Source organism: Caulobacter segnis (assembly GCF_019931575.1).
In the GTDB taxonomy this organism is placed as follows: domain Bacteria; phylum Pseudomonadota; class Alphaproteobacteria; order Caulobacterales; family Caulobacteraceae; genus Caulobacter; species Caulobacter segnis_C.
In genome coordinates, this window is record NZ_CP082923.1 from 1,985,727 (window position 1) to 2,005,933 (window position 20,207).

Genomic DNA, 20,207 nt, shown 5'->3' on the forward strand with positions numbered 1-20,207 from the left:
TCTTGCTAAATTAGATCAAGCTAATATATGGCGTTCATGTTCGATCTTTCGCGTTTCGACGTCAGCCACTTCGAGGCCAGCGCCGCGCAGGCCGCCAAGCTCCTGCGCGCCCTGGCCAACGAACGCAGGCTGATGATCCTGTGCCAACTCGCCGATGGCGAACGGTCGGTGGGGCAGATCCAGCCCCTGGTCGGCCTTTCGCAATCGGCGCTCTCGCAGCATCTGGCGGTGCTGCGGGAGGAGGGCGTCGTGGCCTCGCGTCGCGAAGCCCAGACGGTCTGGTACCGGATCGCCGATCCCGCCGCCCTCAAGGTGGTCGGCACGCTCGCGGAGATCTTCTGCCCTCCAGTGGAGAACGCCGCCCATGACCACGATCCTGAAGCCTCTGAGGCCTGACGACGCCGCCAAGCGCCTCGCCGACGGCCGCGCCGTCCTGATCGACATCCGCGAGGTCGACGAGTTCGCCCGGCGTCGGGCGAAGGGCGCGCTGTCGCGGCCGCTCTCGACGCTGGACGCCAAGGGGCTGGGCCTTCCCGATGCGCGCGAGGTGATCTTCACCTGCCGGTCGGGCATGCGCACCAGCGCCAACGGCGAGCGGCTCGTGGCCGCCTGCGGGCGCCCGGCGTACGTGCTGGAAGGCGGCCTCGACGCCTGGGACAGCGCTGGCCTGCCGGTCGAGATCAACGACAAGGCGCCGCTGGAAATGATGCGCCAGGTCCAGATCGCCGCCGGATCGCTGGTGCTGGCCGGCGTTATCCTTGGACTGACGGTCTCGCCCTGGTTCCTGGGGCTGGCCGGGTTCGTCGGCGCGGGCCTGATGTTCGCGGGGGCGACCGGCTTCTGCGGCATGGCGCGACTGCTGGCTCTGGCGCCCTGGAACCGGTCGGCGGCGGCCTGACGCCATGGACGCCAGCCTTCTCGCGGCCGTCGTGAGCGGGGCGATCGTGGCGCTGCTGCTGACGCTGTTCGGCGGCGGCGGCTCGGTGCTGGCGACGCCCCTGCTGCTGTATGTCGTCGGGGGCCGGGACCCGCACGTGGCGATCGGGACCTCGGCGGCGGCCGTGGCGGTCAACGCCGCCGCCGGGCTCGTCGCCCAGGCGCGGGCCGGCCGCGTGAAATGGCCCTGCGCCCTGACCTTCGGCGCGCCGGGCCTGCTGGGCTCGCTCGTCGGCGCGCACCTGGCCAAGGCCATGGCCGGAAATCACCTGCTGGCCGGATTCGCCCTGGCCATGGCGGCGGTCGGCCTGTCGATGTTCCGCGCTCCGGGTTCGCCCGGCGACCCGGATGTCCGTATCGACCCGGACAAGGCCTTGCGGCTGGTTCCCGTCGGCGCCGCCACGGGCCTGGCGGCGGGCTTCTTCGGCATCGGCGGCGGTTTCCTGATCGCGCCGGGGCTGATGGCCGTCACGGGCATGACGCTGGCCAACGCGGCGGCCTCGTCCCTGGTGTCGGTCGCGCTGTTCGGCGCGGCGACCAGTGTCAGCTATGCGGCGTCGGGACTGGTGGACGGACCCGTGTTCCTGGCCCTGGTCCTGGGGGGCGGCGTTGGCGTGTTCGCGGGCGCGCGCCTGGCCCCGCGCCTGGCGTCGCGCGCCTTGCTGGCGCGCCGGCTGTTCGCCGCCATGATCGTCGCGACGGCGGCCTACGTGCTCTGGCGGGCGACGCTGAGCCAGGTGTGAAGCGCATCGCGAACACGGCTGTCCGCCCTCTGGTGCCATCTTCATCGCGGCCACCAGATGGCCGGGCTGTGATCAGGCCGCGGTGTCGTCGGCGGTCTCCACCTGGCCGATCTCGTCGAGGCGGCGCTGGAGCGACAGGCGGTCCAACGTGCTCATGGGCAAGGCGCAGAACAGGCTGATGCGGTTGTTGAGCTGGCGATAGGCGTCGGCGAAGGCCAGAGCGATCTCGGCCTCGGAGCCGGTGGCGGCGGACGGGTCGGGAATGCCCCAGTGGGCCGTCATCGGCTGGCCAGGCCAGATCGGACAAACCTCGCCGGCGGCGTTGTCGCAGACCGTGAACACGAAATCGAGGGGCGGGGCGGCGGGATTGTCCGACGCCGAGAACTCCTCCCAGCTCTTCGAGCGCAGGTCGCCGGTGTCGTAGTCCAGGTGCTTCAGCAGATTGATCGCGTGCGGATTGATCCTTCCGCTCGGCATCGAGCCGGCCGAATAGGCCTTGAAGCGCCCCGCGCCGACGCGGTTCATCAGGCATTCGGCCAAAACTGAACGCGCCGAATTATGGGTGCAAAGGAAGAGGACGTTCATCGGGCGATGCTCGGTGCTCATGCGAGTTCCTTCTCCATCAGGCAGGTTCCGTCGCAGGCCTCGGCCTTGGCGACGATCGCGCCCAGCGGGACGCAGATCTGGGGCGCGCCGTCGCAGCAGTCTTCCATCAGGAAACCGAGGAGGCCGCTCATGGCGGCGTAGTCCGCCGAGTAGATGATCGACCGGCCTTCGCGCCGGGACCCGATCAGGCCGGCGTGGGAAAGAACGTTGAGATTGGCCGACAGGCTGTTGGGCAGGACTTCCAGCGTCCGGGCGATGTCGCCGGCGGCCATCCCGACCGGGCCGGCCTTCACCAGCAGGCGGAAGATCGCCAGGCGGCCTTCGTGGCCGAGGGCCGAGAGCATGTTGACAGCGGGCTTCGATTCCATATTTCCAATATGATCGAATTATTCGACAGTTCAATGACGCCGTTGGAGTCGCCCGTGGCCGATCTTCCTGCTCTCGACCCGAAATTCCTCGCCAAGGTCGACCTGGGCCGGCTCGAGGTCGCGGAGCCCGCGCGTCATCCGCCGCGCATCCTGCTGCTCTACGGATCGCTGCGGGAGCGGTCCTTCAGCCGCCTTCTGGTCGAGGAGGCGGCCCGCATTCTCCAGGTCCTGGGGTGCGAGACGCGCATCTTCGATCCTCGAGACCTGCCGCTGCCGGACGCCACCGGCCCGGAGCATCCGAAGGTCCAGGAGTTGCGGGCGCTGTCGCAGTGGTCCGAGGGGCAGGTCTGGTGCAGTCCCGAGCGCCACGGCGCGATCAGCGGGATCATGAAGGCGCAGATCGACTGGATCCCGCTGGAGATCGGCAGCGTCCGCCCGACCCAGGGCAAGACCCTGGCCGTCATGCAGGTCAGCGGCGGATCGCAGTCGTTCAACGCGGTGAACACCTTGCGCCTGCTGGGGCGGTGGATGCGGATGATCACCATCCCGAACCAGTCGTCCGTGGCGATGGCCTACAGGGAATTCGACGAGCACGACCGCATGAAGCCGTCCAGCTACTACGACCGGGTGGTCGACGTGATGGAGGAACTGGTGAAGTTCACCCTGTTGACGCGGGATCGCGCGGACTACCTGGTCGACCGCTACAGCGAGCGGAAGGCCCATGGCCGTATCCCCGAACACGTCGCGCTCGCCGCCGAAGCCATGAAACACGAGGTCGCCCCCGCATGACCAACGCGACGCTCAGGGCTCGACCCGCCACGATCGCCGATGCTCCCGCCATGGCCGCGATCTACAACGAGGGCATGGAGGATCGGGTCGCCACCTTCGAGACGACCCCGCGCACGGCGCGGGATCTGGAGGGCTGGTTCGATGGGCGCCATCCGATCATCGCCGTGATCGACCAGGACGATCAGGTCGTCGGCTACGCGGCGACCTTCTCCTACGCCGATCGCTGCTGCTATGCGGGCATCGCCGAGTTTTCGGTCTATGTCCGGCGCTCCCACCGTGGGCGAGGCGTCGGCGCCGTGGCGATGACCGCGCTGATCGACGCCGCGATCAAGGCGGGCTTCTGGAAACTGCTGTCTCGGGTTTTCATCGAGAACAAGGCCAGTCTGACCCTGTTGCGATCGGTCGGCTTCAGGGAAGTCGGCATTCACGAAAAGCACGGCAAGCTCGACGGCGTCTGGCGTGACGTGGTGGCCGTGGAGAGGGTGCTGGAGGCCAATCTCGCCTAGGTGAGATTAGCCGGCGTCACTCAGCCGCTCGTCGGGCCAGCCACTGATCGACGGCCTGCTGGATGAACTTGGAGTCCCGCGCCGCGCCCCGGATCGTGGCCGAGGAGAGGTCTTTCTGCCAGGGGAGGCCGACGAAGAAGAGACCGGGGCAGGGCAGGGAAACGCCCCGACGGTGTATCGGCCAGCCTCGCGCGTCCAGCGCGCCAGTCCCTTGCAGGAAGTCCAGGGTCGGTGAGAAGCCGGTCGCGAAGATCACCGCGTCGACGGGCTCCTCGACGCCGTCCGTCCAGATGACGCCGCTGGTCGTGAAGCGGCTGAACATCGGCCGCTGGTCAGGCTGGCCCGAGCGCAGGGCGCGCCGGTAGCGGCCATCGTCGACGACCGGCGCGGTCGGGTCGCCAGGAAGGCTGACATTGTCCAGGCCCGTCCACTTCAGCCAGAAGTGGATATCCTTCCCCAGCAACCTTTGCGGGACCAGTTTTACCGGGCCGCGCGTGGCCAGCGACACCTTGGCGACCTTCGCCAGTTCCACGGCGATCTGGACCGCCGAATTGCCGGCCCCGACCACGACGACGCGCTGGCCGGCATAGGGCTCCGGCCGTCGATAGTCGCGCGAGTGCAGGCGCTGGCCTTGGAAGGCGTCCTCGCCGTCGATGCGTGGCGTCTTGGGCGTCCCGAACCCACCGCTGGCGACCAGCACCGCGCGGCCTTCACGCTGGCGCCCGTCCTTCGCCGTGACGGCGTAGCCGGAAGAACGAGCGAGGGCCTCCACCCGTGTCACCTGGAAGTCCACGAGGATCGGCAGGTCGAAATGTCGGGCGTAGTCGCGCATGTAGCCGACCACCTCGTCGCGCTTGGGGTATCGCTCCGGATCGCCGGGAAACTCCAGGTCCGGTAACCGCGAGTACCGGGCCGGGGAGAAGAGCGTGAGACTGTCGTAGTAGCAGGGCCAGGAGCCTCCCGCCTGGCTCGCCGCCTCGACGATTTCGAACTCAAGTCCTTTGGCCTTGGCGCGCCGACCGGCCGCCAGGCCCGCTTGCCCCGCGCCAATGATCACCAGGTCGAGCATCGCGCGTCTCCGAATTTATGCGGGTGGACGGATTTTTCGTCTCCTAGTAGTATCACGTCAAAATGCGACCAAGCGATGAAATCGCGTGGTCGGTGCGCGCCTCGTTCGTCCGCGCCTCAGCCTCGATCCGTTCAGTTCGCGTCCCATCAAGCGTTTCGCTCGGAGGGTCTGTCCATGGTCTTGGTGGCGTTTCTGCTCATTTCGACGCTGTTTCTGGCCTACGCCAACGGCGCCAACGACAACTTCAAGGGCGTGGCCACGCTCTATGGGAGTTACGCCGTCGACTATCGTACGGCGTTGATCCTCGGGACCACGGCCACCTTCCTCGGGGGGCTGGCCTCGCTGGCCTTGGCCTCGGGGCTGGTCAAGATGTTCTCGGGCGCCGGCGTCGTACCGGCCGAGATCGCCGCCACGCCCGGTTTCCTCGCCTCGGTTTCGGCGGCGGCGGCCGTGACGGTGATCCTGGCCACCCGGCTGGGCCTGCCCGTGTCGACCACCCACAGCCTTATCGGCGCGATCATCGGCGCGGGCCTCGTCTTCATCGGTCCGCACCTGAATCTCGCGGTCCTCGGCAAGGCCTTCGCCCTGCCGCTGATCGTCAGCCCCATCGCCGCGGTCTTGCTGACCACCGTCCTGTACGGCGTGCTGCACGCGATCTCGACGCGCTGGGGTCTGAAGCGCGAGACCTGCGTCTGCGTCGATGGCGTGCGCCTGACCGCCGTTGGCAGCCTGCAGCTGGTTCCAGCCGGCGCCGAGGGCTACGCCACGGCGGTCGCCCGCGACACCGGCGCGGTCATCGTCGTGACCTCGGCCCAGCAATGCGTCGAGAAGTACGGAGGCCGGGTGCTGGGCGCCAGCATTCAGCAGGTCGTGGACGCCGCCCACTACGTCAGCGCCGCCTCGGTCAGTTTCGCGCGCGGCCTCAATGACACGCCCAAGATCCTGGCCCTGGTCTTGGCCGCCCAGGCGCTGGACATCCGCTCGGGGGCGCTGGCCGTGGCCTTGGCGATGGCGGTCGGCGGTCTGCTCAGCGCACGCCGGGTGGCTCAGACCATGGGGCGGGGCATCTCGCAAATGAACGACGGCCAGGCCTTGTCGGCCAATCTGGTCACCGCGTTCCTGGTGATCGTCGCCAGTCGTCTGGGCCTGCCGGTCTCCACCACCCAGGTCAGCGTCGGCGCGATCGCCGGGGTGGGCCTGATCAACGGAAGCGTCAATCGCGCCACGCTGTCGGGCATCGTGGCCTCGTGGCTCCTGACCTTGCCAATCGCTGCGATCTGCGGGGCGCTGGCGGCGCTGGTTCTTCGCAATCTCCATTAAGGCGGGGAGATACGCGATGAACAAGGTCACGATCGTTGGTGGTGGTCTGGCCGGCATGATCGCGGCCCTGCGCCTAAGCCAGCGCGGCTGCGCGGTCACCCTGCTGGAGGCGGAGAACCAGCTGGGGGGGCAGGCGAGCGCCCAGACCCACGACGGCCACGCCACCGACCATTCCTATCATATCTTCCCGCCCTGGTACGCGAACGCCTGGGCGCTGATCGCGGAGCTGCGGATCGGCGACAATTTCACGCCAAGTCCCAACTTCTCGCAGTTGCGCAAGGGCCAGTTCCCGCGCTTCACCACCATGCGCAACATGACCTCGCCGTGGAACGCCATCGGCAACATCTTCTCCGGAGGCATGCCGCCGTCGCAGATGGTGCTGTTCTTCTACGCGATCCTTGATCTGATGAGTCAGCCCTATCACCGGCGAGCCGCTCTCGATCAGGTCAGCGTCACAGGCTTTCTGCGCTCGCGCTGGTATCGCACCGAGGCGGCCGCGGCGCAGATGCACGACCTGGTGCTCAAGGGACTCTCGACGCCGCTCTATGGTCTGTCGGCCATGACCATGCAGACGACCATGCGATACTGGGTCTGGCATGGACGTCCCAGCCTGCACCTGACCAGGACCAATCTTCAGGACGCTTGGATCAAGCCGATCGAGCGGGCGCTCCGCGCCAGCGGCTGCGAGATCCGTCTGGAGACGCGCCTGACGGGCGTGACGCCCCTGAACGGTCGGATCGACCGCATCACCCTCCAGGCCGCGTCCGGTCAGACCGTCGAGGAAACGGTCGAAACCTTGATCCTGGCCTTGCCCGTCGGTGTCGTCACCGAGCTGATCGATGATCGCCTGTACGAGGCCGCGCCCGAGCTCGGGCGGCTGCACATGCTCGACACCTTGCCGATGGCCGCGTTCGATCTCGTGCTGGACCGGAAGATCCAGGGCCTGCCGAGCGGCATCGTCTCGCTCTACGATTCCGGCCTCGCCCTGTCCTTCGTCGACCTGTCCCAGACCTGGGGCCTGGAGACGACGGCGCTCAGCTTCGTGGTCGGCGATATCCAGGCCCTGACCGGTCTGAGCGACGACCTGGTGAGCGCGCGGATCCTCGAGGAGCTGACGGCCTATCTTCCCGCCATCGCGGAGGCGCGCATCGTCTATCAGCGGCTCCAGACACATCGGGATCAGCCGCTGTTCATGAACTATGTCGGCGCCTGGGCCTTCCGGCCCGAGGCGGCCACCCAGTTGTCCAACCTGTTCCTGGCCGGCGACTATTGCCGATCCTTCGTGGATCTGGTGACGCAGGAGGCGGCGCTGGTGTCGGGTCTGGAGGCGGCCGAGGCGGTGCGCGCCCACCTGAAGCTGGCCAAGCCGGTGGAAATCCGACGACCGAGCACGCCGCCGCGCTGGGTTTGGACCGTCGTCAAGATCCTGCTGGCGCCGGTCGCGCTGATCGCCCGCGTCGCGGCCTGTTTTCATCGCTAGATCAGACGGGCCGACCGCGAGATTGGTTCTGGGCAAGGCGCGCGACTTGAGCTAAAGTTCGACCATGCGTTGCGTTTTCGACCTTCGCAACTAGCTCTGCCGTGGCGGAGCATGCGCCCTATATCGTCCAGTAGCGTCGTCTCCCTTCTCGGCTGAACCAGAGAGGTGCTCGACTATGGCTAAGGTGCTGATCGCCTGTGTTGGCGGTTTTCTCGGAGCTGGAAAGACCACGACCCTGCAGAGGGCCGCGGCGGAGTTCGCCAATCGCGGCCTGAAGGTCGGGGTGATCACCAATGACCAAGGCGCGGGCCTGGTCGATACGGAGGCCTTGCGCAGCAAGGGTTTCCTGACCGAGGAGATCACCGGTGGCTGCTTCTGCTGCCGGTTCGACGAACTGGTCGAGACCGCCGGCGCCCTGATCCGCCAGGAACGGCCGGACGTGATCCTGGCCGAAGCCGTGGGCAGTTGCACGGACCTGTCGGCCACGGTCTATCAGCCGCTGCGGCAATACTATCCGGAGACTTTCAGCCTCGCGCCCCTGACGATTGTCGTCGAGCCCGAGCGTATCCGCAGCCTGCGCGAAGGCGGCGAGACGACCTTCCCCGACAGCGTCCGCTACCTGTTCCGCAAGCAGCTGGCCGAGGCCGACCTGATCCTGCTCAACAAGCTCGACACGCTCGGGGCTGGCGAGGAGCGCGCCCTGACGCGCTGGCTGGCCGACGAGATCGGCGACGTCCCGATCCTGCCGATCAGCGCCTTGAGCGGCGTGGGCGTGCCCGAGTGGATCGACCGGATGCTGGCGGGCGGCCCGGCCGGCACGCGCTTGCTTGAAATCGACTATCAGACCTATGCCGACGCTGAGGCGGCCCTGGGCTGGCTGAACGCCACGGTCGCGATCTCCTCCGACCAGCCCTTCCAGCCTCGTGACATCGCCGAGACCTTCATGCGGCGGGCCCACGCCCACGCCAACGCGGTAGGCATGGGCGTGGCCCATCTCAAGGCGATGGTCGCCAGCGGCAAGGCCAGCGACCGCATCGCCCTGACCGACGGCGGCGGCGTCCCGCAATGGACCGGCACGGGGATCTTCCCGACCGCCCAGACGGCGTCGCTGATCATCAACGCGCGGATGGGCGCGCAGCCGCAGTCGCTGACCGAACTGGTCGAGACCGCCCTGGCCCAGAGCGCCGACGCGCTCGGCGTGAAGGCCACGGTCAGCCATATCGAGTGCTTCACGCCGTCGCCGCCGACCCCCGTGCATCGGTTCGACGTCCTGGCGGAGGCGGTGGCGTGAAGGTCGCCAGCGTTCTGCGCCTGGCCGGGGAATATGTCAGGCCCGACGACGAGCGCATCGACAGCCTGACCCCCGAGGAGGTCCGGGCGCTGCTGGGCCAGCCCGGCGTTCACATCTTCGACTGCAACCTCGAGCCCGACTGGGCCAAGAGCCATATCCCCGGTGCGGTCAATGTCGGCATCGACGACTATCCGATCGAGCGCCTGCCGGCCGATCGCGAGGCGCGGCTGATCTTCTACTGCTCGGCGACCTATTGCCTGGCTTGCCATATGGGCGCCCGCCGCGCCCTGGCCTTCGGCTATCGCCGCGTCTTCATCATGCCGGAGGGCCGCCGCGGCTGGTCGGCGCGGGGCTATCCGTTCGAGGCCGCGCCGACGGCGGTCGGTAATCTGGGGCGGGCCGCGCCCTGAGCTTTCCAGGCCGGACACGGTTCCGGCGAGACGAACCAAGGATGGAGCAAGACATGGCCAGAGAAGCAAGAGCCCGGACCGTCGAGCGTGCGACGGACGAAGATCGCGACCGCGACGCCCGCAACGTCCGCAACGATGTCCAGGACGTCTGGGAGTCGGGGCGGGACGTCTGGGATGGCGGCTGCCGTTTGTTGAGCAACCTGGTGATCGGGGTCGGCGAGGCCCTCGCGCCGCCGACCTACTATCGTCGTCGCGTCGAGCGCGACTATGACGACGCCGGCGGCGTCAAGACGACCACCACGGTCCGCAAGGACGTCGAATAAGCGCCCTTGGCCAGCGTCGCGCGGCCTCCCCGGGCCGCGCGACGTCCTGGCCGGCAGGATCCCGGCCGATGAGCGCTCCGATCCCCGAGGTGGCCGAAAGGCACGAGGCGTTCCGCGCGCGGGTGCTCTCGCGTTGGGGGCGCTGGTACTCGCCTTGGGCTCATCTGCTGGTGCCCGGCGCGGTCGGACTTGGCCTGATCGCCGCGGCCCTGGCGCTGGTTCACCGGCCCGGCGCGGTGGTGCTGAGCCTGGCGGCCGCGTGGACGTTGGCGCTGAACGGGCTGGAGTGGTTCATCCATCGCAACCTGCTGCATCGGGGGCGATGGGCCTTCTACGATCGCCACACACCCGAGCATCACGGGTTCTTCCAGACCGACACCATGGAGATCCGCTCCACCCGAGAGTTCGCGGTCGTGCTGATCCCGGGCTATGCACTGTTGACCATCTTCGTGGGCCTGGCGCCGATCGCCCTGGGCCTGGGCGTGATCAACCGCAACCTCGGCCTTCTGTTCTACGCGATCAGCATCGCCTACGTGCTGGCCTACGAATGGCTGCACCTGGTCTATCACTTGCGGCCGCCCACGGGCGGCTGGCCAAGCTGGCTGGAGGCCTTGCGACGCCACCATGCGGCCCATCACGATCCCAGCCTGATGAACGACTGGAACTTCAACACCACCGTGCCGCTGTGGGACTGGCTGGCCGGCACGGGGCGTCGGCGTGAGCCGTCGGGCGTCGCGACGCCGGCGGCGCCCGAGGCCAAGACCTAGGCGGGGCTATTGGGCGGCGACCAGCGCGCTGTCGCGCTTGGCGAAGAACTTCTGAATGGCCGCGGAGTTGTCGATCACCCGCTGCTGGCAGATCGCGACGCTCGCCAGGGTGGCTTGCGGGAAGACGAGGCCCGCCGCCTGTAGTTGCTGCAGGGCGCCCGTCTCGAAGCGCCAGCGTCGGCCGATGATCTGCAGGTTCACCGAGGCCAGGCCCAGAAGGGCGCGCTGGGCCGGGGGGATCTCCCGCGTCGGGATCGACTCCATGTCCTCGTAGTAGATCGTCTGGCGAGGCCGATTGCAGGCCGCCAGCCAGATCTCCCAGAGATCACGCACCGACGGCGTCTGGCGGTCGTCGGAGACGATGTTGACGATCGGCTGATCGAGCGGTCCCGCCCAGGCGGCCATGAACGCGGCCTGGAAGGCGTCCTGATGGACGAGGTTGGCCGGCTGCGAGGGGGCGTAGGCGTGGATCGTATCGTGCCACTCGCGGCACAGAAGGCGCTCGATGCCCGACCACAGCTGGTAGAGGCCATAGCGCTTGCCGCTGTAGCGACCATCGCGGCTGTGACCGATGACGATGGACGGGCGCAGGATCAGATAGGGCAGGCCGCTGGCGGCCACCAAGTGCTCGGCCGCCCGCTTGGTCAGGGTGTAGTCGGTGGGGTCGGCCTGAGGCTCGGCGTGCAGGGCCTCGGGGACGTCGCCGTCGACATAGCCGCTGCTGAAGGCCGTCGAGACATGGACGAACCGCTTGACGCCGACGCGCCGCGCCTGGTCCAGCAAGGCGGCGGTCAGGCCGACATTGACCGCCTGCAGCGCTTCACGATCGAAATAGTCGAGGCACGCGGCGCAGTGTACGACCTCGTCGACCTCGAAGGCCAGCAGGGCCGCGTCCAGATCGGCGAGGCTCGCGAGCGGCGGTAGGGCTTCCAATTGGATCCGCTCGACCTGCGCCGCGGCGGCCGGATCGTTGGCCAGGGCCGCCAGTTCCGCGGCGATGGGGTGGAGCACGGCGTCGCGATCGCGGCCCGCTCGCACCGGGGCGAGGATCCGAAGCTCAGGATCGGCCGCGAGCAGGCTGGCGGCGATCAGGCCGCCCAGATAGCCGGACGCGCCGGTGAGTAGGATGCGCCGGCCTGGCCTCATTGGGTCGTCACGGCGCCCGGGCCACAGCAGGCCGCGCCACCCTGGCCACTGAACATCTGCCCGTAGCCCTCATAGGCCGACATGCTGGCGATCAGCGGGTTGGTCACCGCCGGATCGAACAGGCTGTCGAGGGTTTCGACATAGCTCTCCAGCGCCTGCAGCTTCAGCTGCTCGATATCGGTGCGGATGCTGTCGAGGGTCAGGCTGCCGCACTCGATGTTGAGCTCGTCGCAGAGGAAATGGCAGCTGGTGCTGATCATCCCGAAGAGCTCGGGCATCACCCGGTGATGGGCCCAGACCAGGGCGTCATGGACGCCGGCGCGGTCTTCCTCCAGCAGCTGGCGGATACGGTGCTTGCCGATCTCCAGGTGCTCCAGCTCGTCGGCCAGGATGTTGCGGGCCACCGCCGCCGTCTTCGGATCGGTCTCGGCCTCGTTGGCCAGGGTCCGGTAGAGCATGATGGCCATGGTCTCGGTCATCAGGTCCTGGATGATCAGGCAGGCCGCCAGATCGCGCTTCTGCACGGCCGCCTGGAAGTGCTTGCGGACCTGGTTCCACTGCGGCTCGACGATGCGGCGCTGGACGGCGACGTCGAGCGTCTTGCCCAGCTTGGACAGCAGCAGGATGTGCTTGCACTCCTCCTTGGCCTGCTCGACCGTCTCGATCTTGGCCGCGCTGGTCGGCATCAGATGGACCATCTCGGAGTAATTCTCGATGGCCATGATCTCGCCGGCGATGGCGTTCGAGACGATGTAGGCGATCAGGTTGTAGTAGCGCTGGTCAAAGGCCTTGGCCGTGGGGGCCGCGGTCGTCTCGTCGATCGGGGTGACCAAGGTCATGGGCGCACTCCTTGCTCCGGCGGGGCAGGGCCCGCCGGTCGCGCTGTCGGTTCGTGGCGAAACGCTTAGTGCTTACGCAGGAAGTCCAAGCCGACATTGGCTCGGCCGGGCGCCTCGTAGGACGCCATGCCGGCGATCAGCTGGTTGGTGATCTTCGGGTCGAACGCGGCCTTTTCGAGCATGGCCACGTAGTGTTCGAGCGCGGTGATCTTCAGAAGCTCCAGGTCGATCTCGGCGCTGGGCTTCTCGACCATCGTGCAGTCGAGGCTCTTGGTGTCGCACAGGAAGTCGCACGACTGGTGGATCATCTCGAAGAGGGCGGGCATCACGCGGTTGTGGGCCCACAGTAGGGCGTCGTTGACCGCGTCGGGATCCTTCCTCATCTCGGCCTGGATCCGCCGCACGCCGATGTCGAGGTGCTCCAGTTCGTCCTTCAGCAGGGCCGCGGCCGTGCTGGTGGTCTCGTGGTCCTCGTTGGCGGCGCTGGCGAACACCTTGTAGAGGCCGATGGCCAGGCTCTCGACCATCAGGTCCTGGATGATCAGGCAGGCCGGCAGATCCTTCTTGCGCACGGCCTCGTGGAAGCTGGCGCGGATCGACTCCCATTGCGGCTCGACCATGGTGTCGTCCACGTCGAAGTCGAGCCTGGCGGCCAGCTTTTCCAGGAGGAGGATGTGTTTGCACTCCTCCTTGGCCTGGTTGACCGTCTCGATCTTGGCGTCGGTGTCCGGCATCAGATGGACCATCTCGGAATAGTTCTCGATGGCCATGATCTCACCCTTGCGGGCGTTCGAAACGACAAAGGACAGCAGTTTCAGATAGCCGTCGCTACGCTCCATGCGCGGCTTCGGAAGCGTGGTGACCTGACCAAGACCGTCGTGCATGGCTCGCTCCAATGAAAAGGGGATTTTCAAGCGGAACTGGGAGCGCGAAGGCGCTCATGGTGGAGGCTCGACACTGGAGCCTCAGTAAGCACGCAACATTCGGGATAATACCGATAGTTGCATCTATCGCAAAGTGCTATTTTCGACTCTGACGGGTATGGCCGTCATTTTCAACTTGGCGCCAAAAGTTCGGGAGTTGCGCATGACAGCCCACCGATACCGCTCGGAACGGGTCTACGAGGACCGTTGGGGCTTGAGGACGACGCGGGCTTCCAGCGCGCTCGGCCGGTTCTGCACGGCCTGGTTCGACGCTGGGCGAGACTTCGGCTTTGGCGCGGCCCATCTGGTTCTGCGAACGGCCGAGGACCTGACCGACACGGCCTGTGGAGGCGGACGGGCGGCGTCCGAACCCGCCGACCGGGCGCGAACCGTCGAGACCGAAACGGTCGAGGTCAGGCGGCGAGCGCCCCGCGCTTGAGAAAGATGTCGACGGCGGCGTCGACCACCAGGTCGATGATCAGCTCGACCACGGCGGCGAACACCGTGCCGCCCAGGCCGATCTCCTCGACATAGCGGGCCAGGGCGCGCTTGACGAGATCGATGCGCGCCTCGCGGTCCAGATCGACGAACTCGTAGCTCCAGTGAATGACGATCGACAACGCGTCGACGCCGGCCCGCATCTCCTTGCCGTGCTCGCCGATCCAGGTGACGAGATCGAAGGCGTCCTGCAGAACGCGCTGGACGGGAGGCTTGCCGGTCGCGTCCGTCTCGGCGTCCCACTGCTGGACGATGACGTCCACCTTGGCCTGCAGGCGCGGCGGCAGGCGCGGGGGGCGCAGCAGCCAGGCGATCAGGCGCTCCATCAAGGACTGCTTCCGCGCCGAAAACCGCGCGCGTAGTCGTACGACGGTCGGCCCCCGGACCAGCAACGGCCTTGGCGGCGCCTTGTCCAGGCGCGCGTTGCGCCAGAGGGCCCGATCCGGATCGGGCGCATTGACCAGGTCGATGATGAACGAGACGGTGGCCCGGGTGACCAGATCGATCACCACGGGACGGACGAACCGCGGGATATCGGGCAGCGGCGCGTCGTCGAGGAAGCGGCGCGCCAGCTGGAAGGCGACGCCGCGCACCCGTTGAAGCTTCAGGGCGCCCGCGCCATCGCCATAGTCGGCCTCGACCGTCAGGCAGACGTCCTCGATCAGATCGATCCAGGCCACGAGCGCGCGACCGTAGGCGTCGCGATGGCTGTCGAGATGATCGATCAGGGCGGTCAGGTCGCTGCGGACCTCGGGCGTCAGCGCCGCGTCGAGGTCGCGGCTGAGCTTCCAGAAGTCCTCGATCAGTTCGTCGGCCTCGGCCTCGAGGGCCGGGTCGCGGGCACGGGACCGACAGAGGTCGTCAAGCACCCGGCGCAACGAGATCGGGACGCAGCCCGAACCGGGCGGGGACGCGGCGCGGGTCGTCATTTCAACCTCCACCAGGTCAGGGCCATGGCGGCGTAGAGGCCGCCCAGGGCGATCCACAGGACCGTCGACAGGGCGGGCGAGGGGGCGCCGGCCAGCAGGGTCGCGGGACCCAGAGACAGCACCGCCAGGGTCACCAGCCGTGTCCGCCGGTTGGCCAGGCGTCGGTCCTCCGTCGACTGGCGGCTCTGGGTCGACAGGACGAAGCGGCCCTCGGCCAGATCGGCCAACAGTTCCTGGAGTTGTCCGGGAGCGGCCCGCGCCGTATCGGCGAGGCGCAGCAGCCAGGCGATGACCGCGTCCGGCTCCAGGCCGGAGAGCAGTTGCTGCACCGGCGCTCCGGCGAAGAAGCGGCGGCCGACCGTGGCGAGATCGGCCTTGGCGCCCAGCTGTCGGGCGACGGCTTCGACCGTCAGCAGGGCTCGATACATCGACAACAACGCCTTGGGCAGGCGCACCCTGTGTCGACGCGCCAGCTGCATCAGGACGATCATGTAGCCGGAGGTTGGATTGGCCTCCGGTGCGTCGAGACCGCGCGCCAGGAAGTCGTTGGTCTCGGCGATGAAGTCGCGCCGGAAGGCGGCCGGGTCGCCGCCGGCGGAGAAGTCGAGCACGCTGACCAGGGCCCGGTGCATGGCTTCGACGTCATGGGCGTAGAGCGCGGCCAGGTACTGCGCCTGGGCGGCGCGCAGCGCCGGCGTCAGGGTGTCCGTCAGGCCGCAGTCGACCAGGCCGATGCGGTCGTCCGGCAAGGCGATCAGGTTGCCGGGATGGGGGTCGGCATGGAAGCGACCGCCGTCGAAGACCTGGTGGAAGACCGTCGCGATCAGGTTCTCGGCCAGGCGTTCGCGATCGAAGCCGCGACGCTCGATCGTCGTTTCGTCCCCGGCGCGTCGCTGGGCGATCAGCTCGCTGAACGGAACGCCTTGCAGATAGTCGGCGGTCAGGACCCGCCGGGTGCAGAGGCTCGGCAGCGGCTCTGGAATTCGCAGCCACTCGGGCGTCGCGCCGCCTCGCAAGGCCTGCTGGTTTTCCAGCTCGATGCCGAAATCCAGTTCCTGGCGAAGCCAGCGCTCGATCTCGTCGATGACGTCCAGCGGCGACAGCGCGCGGCCCAGGTCCGTGACCATCAGGCCCCGCGCCAACAGGCGGCTCAGGCGTAAGGTGCGGTCGATCTGTCGCTGCAGATCCGGGCGCTGGACCTTGACCGCGACCAGCCGTCCTTCGTGGGTGCGGGCCAGATGGACCTGAGCGATCGAGCCGGCCGCCAGCGGGCGCTTGCGGATCGAGGCGAACACCGTTTCCGGGGGAGCGCCCAGCTCTGCCTCCAGAATGCCCCGGATGGTTTCCCAGGGGACCTCTGGAGCGTGGTCGACCAGCCTCAGCAGTTCATCGCAATAGGCCTGCGGCAGGAGGTCGGGGCGCATGGCCAGGTACTGCCCGACCTTGACGAAGGGCGGGCCAAGGCGCGCCAGTCGGGCGACGAAGCGCTGGGGCGCGGCGGCGGAGGCGCTTCCGTCAGCCATGCCCGCGTCTCCAGCCCTGGAACGCGACGATCAAGGTCGCGCCGCCGAGCGCGACAAGGCCCGCCACGACGCTACTTTCCGTCATCCCCAGTCGTTCGGCCGCGATTGCCGCGCCCAGGGTCGTCAAGGCCAGGATCAGGGCGCCGATCTGCCATTTCGTGGGGGCGTCGCCATGGCTGGTCTCGTGGATCGACAGAGGCCAGGCTTCACGGCCGCCGGCGAGGCGTGGGAGGTGATCTGGTCCGTCCCGGCAAATCGCCAGAGCCGCGCGCCCCGGCCTCGCGTCGCCAAGGAGGGCCAGGACCCGTTCAGCCGCCCCCGGACGGATTTCGATAAAGAACGCCCGCATCACGTCCAGCAGCTCGAAGCTCTCGCGAAAGCGAAGGGCCGTGGCGTCCAGCACGATCAGGGTGCGCCAGAAGAGCAGGGTGTCCAGGCCCATGCGCACCTTGTTGTCACGGATCGCGCCGATGAATTCGCCCACATACTTGCCCAGGTGACGGTCGGCGGGCGGCGTGTCTGGGTTGGCGGACGCCGCTCGCCAGCGCTCGAAGATCGCCTCGATGTCCGTGCGCAGGCGGCGATGGTCGGTCTGGTCGGTCGGGATCAGCAGGCGCATGAAATGCCGATAGGCCGCAGCCAGGTCGCCGATCGCCACGCTCTCGATATAGGCCGAGAAGGTCTCGCGACGCGCGTCGGACAATTGGCCGAAGATCCCGAAATCGACGAAGCAGACGGTCCCGTCGTCGCGGACGAAGATGTTGCCGGGGTGAGGATCGGCATGAAAGAAGCCGGTCACGAACAGCTGGCGCAGACAGGCGCGGGCGAGGTTTCGGGCCACGAGATCAAGGTCCAGCCCCGGCGGGGCGGGGCGATCTCCCCGCCCGATGATGTCGGACAGGCGGTGGCCGACGATCAGCTCCATGGTCAGCACGCGCTGGGTGGAGTGGCTCCAGTAGATGCGGGGGGCGTATTCGTTGGGCCCGGCGTTGGCGCGCAGGCGCTCGGCGGTTCGGCCTTCGGTGCGAAAATCCAGCTCCCGCGCGGTGAAGCGCTCGAACTCGGCTACCGCCGCCCGGATCGACTGGGGACCGACCACGCCCATGCGATCGACCAGATCGGCCAGGCGCGAAAGATTGCGCATGTCGGCGGCGAAGATCGTCGCCACGCCCGGGCGCTGCACCTTCACGGCCACGATCTCGCCGCCGGCCAGCCGTGCGCGATGGACCTGGGCGACGGAGGCGGCCGCCAGCGGCGTCCAGTCGAAGCTCGCGAACACGGACTCCGGCGCGGCGCCGAACTCGGTTTCCAGCACCCGCCGGAACTGGTCCTCGGGGATCGGCGCGACATCGTCGAAGAGCTGGGCCAGTTCCTGGCAAACGGCCTCGGGCAGGATGTCGAAGCGCATGGCCATGAACTGGCCGAGCTTCACATAGGTCAGACCCAGTTCCTGCAGCGCCGCGCGCAGCCGGGCTCCGACCAGCGCCGCGCTGGGGCGGCGTCCGACCAAGGCCAGCAGCGCGAGCGGGAGGAGCCGGCGGGCGAGCGTCAGCAGAAGACGTGTCAGCCGCTTCAGATCGAGACCGAAGCGCGCGCCGCGGCCCCGCGCCGCGCGCCGTTCCGAGACCTCCAGCCTTGCCGCCGCTTCGCCGGTCGTGGCCACATTCGCCCCTTTTAGGTGCTCGGCCGCCAGGATGGACGTCAGCCCGGCCGTGTCAGCTTATACTCGCCGTTGCGAGTTCAGAAGCGCCGCCTAACCGACGGAGGCGGCCTCTCCGACGGGCGTCGCGACCGGGTCCTGGCGCCTGGCGACCTGGACGCCGCCGGCCTGCAGCAACCATCCGAACAGCAGGCTCGCCGCCGCCGCGCCGACCAACTGGGCCAGGATGAAGGACGGCGCCGAGCTTGGCGCGATGCCGGCGAAGGTATTGGACAGGCTGCGCGCCACCGTCACGGCCGGGTTGGCGAACGAGGTCGAGGCCGTGAACCAGTAGGCGGCGGTGATGTAGAGACCCACCGCGACCGGCGTGAAATCGACCTTGAAGCGCACGACCCCGAGAATGGTGGCCAGCAGGCCGAACGTCGCGACGAACTCGGAAAAGGCCTGGGCCGGCCCGTCGCGCAGCTTCGTCGACACCTGGAAGATCGCCTCGCCGAACATGGCGTGCGCCGCCCACACGCCCAGGATGGCGCCGATGACCTGACACGGGAGATAGGCCGCGGCGATCTTCCAGGGCAGTTCTCGCCGCAGCGCCATGACGAGGCTGACGGCCGGATTGAAGTGCGCGCCGGAGATCGGCCCGAACAGGGTGATCAACACGACCAGCGCCGCGCCCGTCGCCACGGTGTTGCCCAGCAGCGCGATGGCCGTGTTACCGGCCGCCAGTTCTTCGCCCATGATCCCCGAGCCGATGACGACGGCGAGGAGCATGGCTGTTCCGAGCGTCTCGGCGACCAGCCGCCGAGCGAGATTGAAGTCCGTCATGGCGATCCTCGAGGTCTGGGCTTCCTGGCCTTCGGGTGGGAAGCTGAGGTTGCGGCGAAGAGATTGGATGAAGAGCTTACGGCCTTCGACCAGCCTGGAGCTGCGCTTGGTGCTCTCGCCAGGCATGGTAGGGCAGCAGCGCGGATGACCAGTTGAAGGTCTTCAAGCGTTCTGCCGGAATTCGATCGGCGATCCTTGCGTGCAAGCTCGGCAGTGTCGTCCAGTGGGCCCGGGGATCGATGTGGTGGGCCGTGTGGTAGCCGAAGTTGTTGATCCGCCAGTTGAAGGAGCGACTGAGGGAGTTGTTGGCGAAGTTGAAGCCTTCGTCCGTGCATCCGTAGTGGTTCAGGTAGTCCACATAGCGGGTCATCGCGAAGATCACGATGTACCACGGCGTCAGGAAGAGCAGCGTCTCCAGCGGCCTGTAGACGAGCAGCGCCGCGTAGAACGCGATGAACAGCACCTGCTCCACGAACGCGGCCCTGAAATTGATCGGCTTGGTCTCGTTTCCGAGAACGCCCTTCTTGTAGGACTCCCGGAGCGGCCGCCAATAGGTGATCCAGATATTGCCGAACGCGTAGGAAAGGGCGGCGCGCACGCTGTAGCGCTCCAGAGTCCAATCGAGGCTCCGCAGCGTATAGGGCTCGTCCTGGCCGCGATGATGGCCAAAGACATGCTGGATGCGCCAGTTGGCGCTTGTCATGCCCGTCACCGAGCCAAGCGCCGCGTCGATCAGGCGGTTGAAGGTCTGGCTGGTCGTGAACGGTCGATGGACATGGATGTGCAGCAGGTAGTTCAGGTCCACGATCCACGCCATGAGAAGCACCACGTAGACAGCGAGCTCCGCGCGGCTCGAGAGGCCATGATAGAACGGATAGAAGAACACGGCGGGCGCCGCGAGCGACAATGCGATGTTGATCCAGTCCTGGCGGTAGGGAACGAGCTTGCCTTTACCCTGAGCGGCGTCCATGGCGATCTCCGTTCGGTGACCCGGCTAACATCTCCACGCTAAAGCTTGAACACACTGATCGACCGCGAAGCCGAGGCCCGAGCGGCTGGGGCTCGCCAGTTGGCGCGAGTGACCCCCAAATTCGTGTATAACGATAGTGTACGGCGAATTGATCGCCGAGGGAATATGGCGTGACGATCGTGATCGAGGGCGCCTTCAATGGCTAAGCGGGCGCGTGGCGCCCGGCGAGCTCACGATCGCCAGTCTCGGAATGTAAGTATCCGACGCAGCGCTCGGGGGAGCATCT

Annotated in this window: 23 protein-coding genes; 12 read left to right on the forward strand and 11 right to left on the reverse strand. The window is 67.6% G+C overall.

The features are described from left to right. Window positions 1-36: 36 nt before the first annotated feature. The 3 genes from K8940_RS09220 to K8940_RS09230 are packed head-to-tail and all read left to right on the forward strand — an operon-like array spanning window position 37 to window position 1,679. Window positions 37-396, forward strand: coding sequence for an ArsR/SmtB family transcription factor (locus K8940_RS09220; protein ID WP_223394931.1), 360 nt, complete (start codon window positions 37-39; stop codon window positions 394-396). Continuing rightward, a complete protein-coding gene (locus tag K8940_RS09225) occupies window positions 365-898 on the forward strand; it encodes a rhodanese family protein (protein ID WP_223394933.1) in 534 nt (177 codons plus the stop codon). Before K8940_RS09220 ends, K8940_RS09225 begins: the two co-directional genes overlap by 32 nt. A gap of 4 nt (window positions 899-902) precedes the next feature. Next, on the forward strand, window positions 903-1,679 hold the full coding sequence (locus K8940_RS09230) for a sulfite exporter TauE/SafE family protein (RefSeq protein ID WP_223394935.1): 777 nt from the start codon (window positions 903-905) through the stop codon (window positions 1,677-1,679). 72 nt (window positions 1,680-1,751) lie between these two features. Here K8940_RS09230 and K8940_RS09235 read toward each other — a convergent pair whose 3' ends face one another. Both K8940_RS09235 and K8940_RS09240 read right to left on the reverse strand, forming a co-directional pair. After that, window positions 1,752-2,285 carry an arsenate reductase ArsC gene (locus K8940_RS09235; protein ID WP_223394937.1) on the reverse strand — a complete coding sequence of 178 codons (534 nt, stop codon included), beginning with the start codon at window positions 2,283-2,285 and terminating at the stop codon, window positions 1,752-1,754. Continuing rightward, on the reverse strand, window positions 2,282-2,653 hold the full coding sequence (locus K8940_RS09240; RefSeq protein WP_223394939.1) for an ArsR/SmtB family transcription factor: 372 nt from the start codon (window positions 2,651-2,653) through the stop codon (window positions 2,282-2,284). The genes K8940_RS09235 and K8940_RS09240 overlap by 4 nt, the downstream gene beginning before the upstream one ends. Window positions 2,654-2,707: 54 nt before the next feature. Between K8940_RS09240 and arsH the strand changes: the two genes are divergently transcribed. Together arsH and K8940_RS09250 are read left to right on the forward strand one after the other, a co-directional pair. After that, complete coding sequence (gene arsH / locus K8940_RS09245; RefSeq protein ID WP_223394941.1) at window positions 2,708-3,442, forward strand: arsenical resistance protein ArsH; 735 nt, start codon at window positions 2,708-2,710, stop codon at window positions 3,440-3,442. After that, complete coding sequence (locus K8940_RS09250) at window positions 3,439-3,948, forward strand: arsinothricin resistance N-acetyltransferase ArsN1 family A (protein WP_223394943.1); 510 nt, start codon at window positions 3,439-3,441, stop codon at window positions 3,946-3,948. The genes arsH and K8940_RS09250 overlap by 4 nt, the downstream gene beginning before the upstream one ends. Window positions 3,949-3,964: 16 nt before the next feature. Here the strand turns inward: K8940_RS09250 and K8940_RS09255 are convergent, their stop codons facing one another. Then, a complete protein-coding gene (locus tag K8940_RS09255) occupies window positions 3,965-5,017 on the reverse strand; it encodes a flavin-containing monooxygenase (protein ID WP_223394945.1) in 1,053 nt (350 codons plus the stop codon). A gap of 174 nt (window positions 5,018-5,191) precedes the next feature. Between K8940_RS09255 and K8940_RS09260 the strand changes: the two genes are divergently transcribed. The 6 genes from K8940_RS09260 to K8940_RS09285 all read left to right on the forward strand — a co-directional run bounded on the left by K8940_RS09260 (window position 5,192) and on the right by K8940_RS09285 (window position 10,608). Beyond that, complete coding sequence (locus K8940_RS09260; RefSeq protein ID WP_223394947.1) at window positions 5,192-6,337, forward strand: inorganic phosphate transporter; 1,146 nt, start codon at window positions 5,192-5,194, stop codon at window positions 6,335-6,337. A gap of 16 nt (window positions 6,338-6,353) precedes the next feature. Beyond that, a complete protein-coding gene (locus K8940_RS09265) occupies window positions 6,354-7,817 on the forward strand; it encodes an FAD-dependent oxidoreductase (protein WP_223394949.1) in 1,464 nt (487 codons plus the stop codon). 175 nt (window positions 7,818-7,992) lie between these two features. Continuing rightward, complete coding sequence (locus tag K8940_RS09270; protein WP_223394951.1) at window positions 7,993-9,108, forward strand: GTP-binding protein; 1,116 nt, start codon at window positions 7,993-7,995, stop codon at window positions 9,106-9,108. Continuing rightward, a complete protein-coding gene (locus K8940_RS09275; protein WP_223394953.1) occupies window positions 9,105-9,518 on the forward strand; it encodes a rhodanese-like domain-containing protein in 414 nt (137 codons plus the stop codon). Before K8940_RS09270 ends, K8940_RS09275 begins: the two co-directional genes overlap by 4 nt. A 53-nt stretch (window positions 9,519-9,571) precedes the next feature. Further along, complete coding sequence (locus tag K8940_RS09280) at window positions 9,572-9,841, forward strand: hypothetical protein (RefSeq protein WP_223394955.1); 270 nt, start codon at window positions 9,572-9,574, stop codon at window positions 9,839-9,841. Window positions 9,842-9,909: 68 nt separating this feature from the next. Continuing rightward, the gene (locus K8940_RS09285; RefSeq protein ID WP_223394957.1) at window positions 9,910-10,608 is read left to right on the forward strand and encodes a sterol desaturase family protein; all 699 of its coding nucleotides are present in this window, start codon (window positions 9,910-9,912) and stop codon (window positions 10,606-10,608) included. Between the two features lie 6 nt (window positions 10,609-10,614). On the opposite strand, the gene K8940_RS09290 is transcribed toward K8940_RS09285, so the two are convergent. The 3 genes from K8940_RS09290 to K8940_RS09300 all read right to left on the reverse strand — a co-directional run bounded on the left by K8940_RS09290 (window position 10,615) and on the right by K8940_RS09300 (window position 13,477). Further along, window positions 10,615-11,754, reverse strand: a complete 1,140-nt coding sequence (locus K8940_RS09290; RefSeq protein ID WP_223394959.1) for an SDR family oxidoreductase — start codon at window positions 11,752-11,754, stop codon at window positions 10,615-10,617. Beyond that, a complete protein-coding gene (locus tag K8940_RS09295; RefSeq protein WP_223394962.1) occupies window positions 11,751-12,593 on the reverse strand; it encodes a ferritin-like fold-containing protein in 843 nt (280 codons plus the stop codon). Before K8940_RS09295 ends, K8940_RS09290 begins: the two co-directional genes overlap by 4 nt. Window positions 12,594-12,658: 65 nt before the next feature. Continuing rightward, window positions 12,659-13,477 carry a ferritin-like fold-containing protein gene (locus tag K8940_RS09300; protein WP_223394964.1) on the reverse strand — a complete coding sequence of 273 codons (819 nt, stop codon included), beginning with the start codon at window positions 13,475-13,477 and terminating at the stop codon, window positions 12,659-12,661. A 202-nt stretch (window positions 13,478-13,679) separates the two neighbouring features. Here K8940_RS09300 and K8940_RS09305 point away from each other — a divergent pair, with 202 nt between their 5' ends. Then, on the forward strand, window positions 13,680-13,955 hold the full coding sequence (locus tag K8940_RS09305) for a hypothetical protein (protein ID WP_223394966.1): 276 nt from the start codon (window positions 13,680-13,682) through the stop codon (window positions 13,953-13,955). On the opposite strand, the gene K8940_RS09310 is transcribed toward K8940_RS09305, so the two are convergent. The 5 genes from K8940_RS09310 to K8940_RS09330 form a co-directional block, all read right to left on the reverse strand. Then, window positions 13,930-14,943, reverse strand: a complete 1,014-nt coding sequence (locus K8940_RS09310; RefSeq protein WP_223394968.1) for a hypothetical protein — start codon at window positions 14,941-14,943, stop codon at window positions 13,930-13,932. The two genes, K8940_RS09305 and K8940_RS09310, sit on opposite strands and share 26 nt — an antisense overlap. Beyond that, on the reverse strand, window positions 14,940-16,466 hold the full coding sequence (locus K8940_RS09315; protein ID WP_223394970.1) for an ABC1 kinase family protein: 1,527 nt from the start codon (window positions 16,464-16,466) through the stop codon (window positions 14,940-14,942). Before K8940_RS09315 ends, K8940_RS09310 begins: the two co-directional genes overlap by 4 nt. Further along, entirely contained in the window at window positions 16,459-18,129 is a 1,671-nt protein-coding gene (locus K8940_RS09320) for an ABC1 kinase family protein (protein WP_223394972.1), read from the reverse strand. The genes K8940_RS09315 and K8940_RS09320 overlap by 8 nt, the downstream gene beginning before the upstream one ends. 90 nt (window positions 18,130-18,219) lie before the next feature. Further along, a complete protein-coding gene (locus K8940_RS09325) occupies window positions 18,220-18,951 on the reverse strand; it encodes an MIP/aquaporin family protein (protein WP_223394974.1) in 732 nt (243 codons plus the stop codon). 76 nt (window positions 18,952-19,027) lie between these two features. Next, window positions 19,028-19,921 (reverse strand): fatty acid desaturase, encoded by an 894-nt coding sequence (locus tag K8940_RS09330; protein WP_223394976.1) that lies wholly within the window; start codon window positions 19,919-19,921, stop codon window positions 19,028-19,030. Window positions 19,922-20,207: the final 286 nt, after the last annotated feature.

Bases quoted from the DNA above. Each gene is read 5' to 3' on its own strand.
- K8940_RS09220 (WP_223394931.1), top strand. From the start codon at position 37: ATGTTCGATCTTTCGCGTTTCGACGTCAGCCACTTCGAGGCCAGCGCC.
- K8940_RS09225 (WP_223394933.1), top strand. From the start codon at position 365: ATGACCACGATCCTGAAGCCTCTGAGGCCTGACGACGCCGCCAAGCGC.
- K8940_RS09230 (WP_223394935.1), top strand. From the start codon at position 903: ATGGACGCCAGCCTTCTCGCGGCCGTCGTGAGCGGGGCGATCGTGGCG.
- K8940_RS09235 (WP_223394937.1), bottom strand. From the start codon at position 2,285: ATGAGCACCGAGCATCGCCCGATGAACGTCCTCTTCCTTTGCACCCAT.
- K8940_RS09240 (WP_223394939.1), bottom strand. From the start codon at position 2,653: ATGGAATCGAAGCCCGCTGTCAACATGCTCTCGGCCCTCGGCCACGAA.
- K8940_RS09250 (WP_223394943.1), top strand. From the start codon at position 3,439: ATGACCAACGCGACGCTCAGGGCTCGACCCGCCACGATCGCCGATGCT.
- K8940_RS09255 (WP_223394945.1), bottom strand. From the start codon at position 5,017: ATGCTCGACCTGGTGATCATTGGCGCGGGGCAAGCGGGCCTGGCGGCC.
- K8940_RS09260 (WP_223394947.1), top strand. From the start codon at position 5,192: ATGGTCTTGGTGGCGTTTCTGCTCATTTCGACGCTGTTTCTGGCCTAC.
- K8940_RS09265 (WP_223394949.1), top strand. From the start codon at position 6,354: ATGAACAAGGTCACGATCGTTGGTGGTGGTCTGGCCGGCATGATCGCG.
- K8940_RS09270 (WP_223394951.1), top strand. From the start codon at position 7,993: ATGGCTAAGGTGCTGATCGCCTGTGTTGGCGGTTTTCTCGGAGCTGGA.
- K8940_RS09280 (WP_223394955.1), top strand. From the start codon at position 9,572: ATGGCCAGAGAAGCAAGAGCCCGGACCGTCGAGCGTGCGACGGACGAA.
- K8940_RS09285 (WP_223394957.1), top strand. From the start codon at position 9,910: ATGAGCGCTCCGATCCCCGAGGTGGCCGAAAGGCACGAGGCGTTCCGC.
- K8940_RS09290 (WP_223394959.1), bottom strand. From the start codon at position 11,754: ATGAGGCCAGGCCGGCGCATCCTACTCACCGGCGCGTCCGGCTATCTG.
- K8940_RS09295 (WP_223394962.1), bottom strand. From the start codon at position 12,593: ATGACCTTGGTCACCCCGATCGACGAGACGACCGCGGCCCCCACGGCC.
- K8940_RS09300 (WP_223394964.1), bottom strand. From the start codon at position 13,477: ATGCACGACGGTCTTGGTCAGGTCACCACGCTTCCGAAGCCGCGCATG.
- K8940_RS09305 (WP_223394966.1), top strand. From the start codon at position 13,680: ATGACAGCCCACCGATACCGCTCGGAACGGGTCTACGAGGACCGTTGG.
- K8940_RS09310 (WP_223394968.1), bottom strand. From the start codon at position 14,943: ATGACGACCCGCGCCGCGTCCCCGCCCGGTTCGGGCTGCGTCCCGATC.
- K8940_RS09315 (WP_223394970.1), bottom strand. From the start codon at position 16,466: ATGGCTGACGGAAGCGCCTCCGCCGCCGCGCCCCAGCGCTTCGTCGCC.
- K8940_RS09325 (WP_223394974.1), bottom strand. From the start codon at position 18,951: ATGACGGACTTCAATCTCGCTCGGCGGCTGGTCGCCGAGACGCTCGGA.
- K8940_RS09330 (WP_223394976.1), bottom strand. From the start codon at position 19,921: ATGGACGCCGCTCAGGGTAAAGGCAAGCTCGTTCCCTACCGCCAGGAC.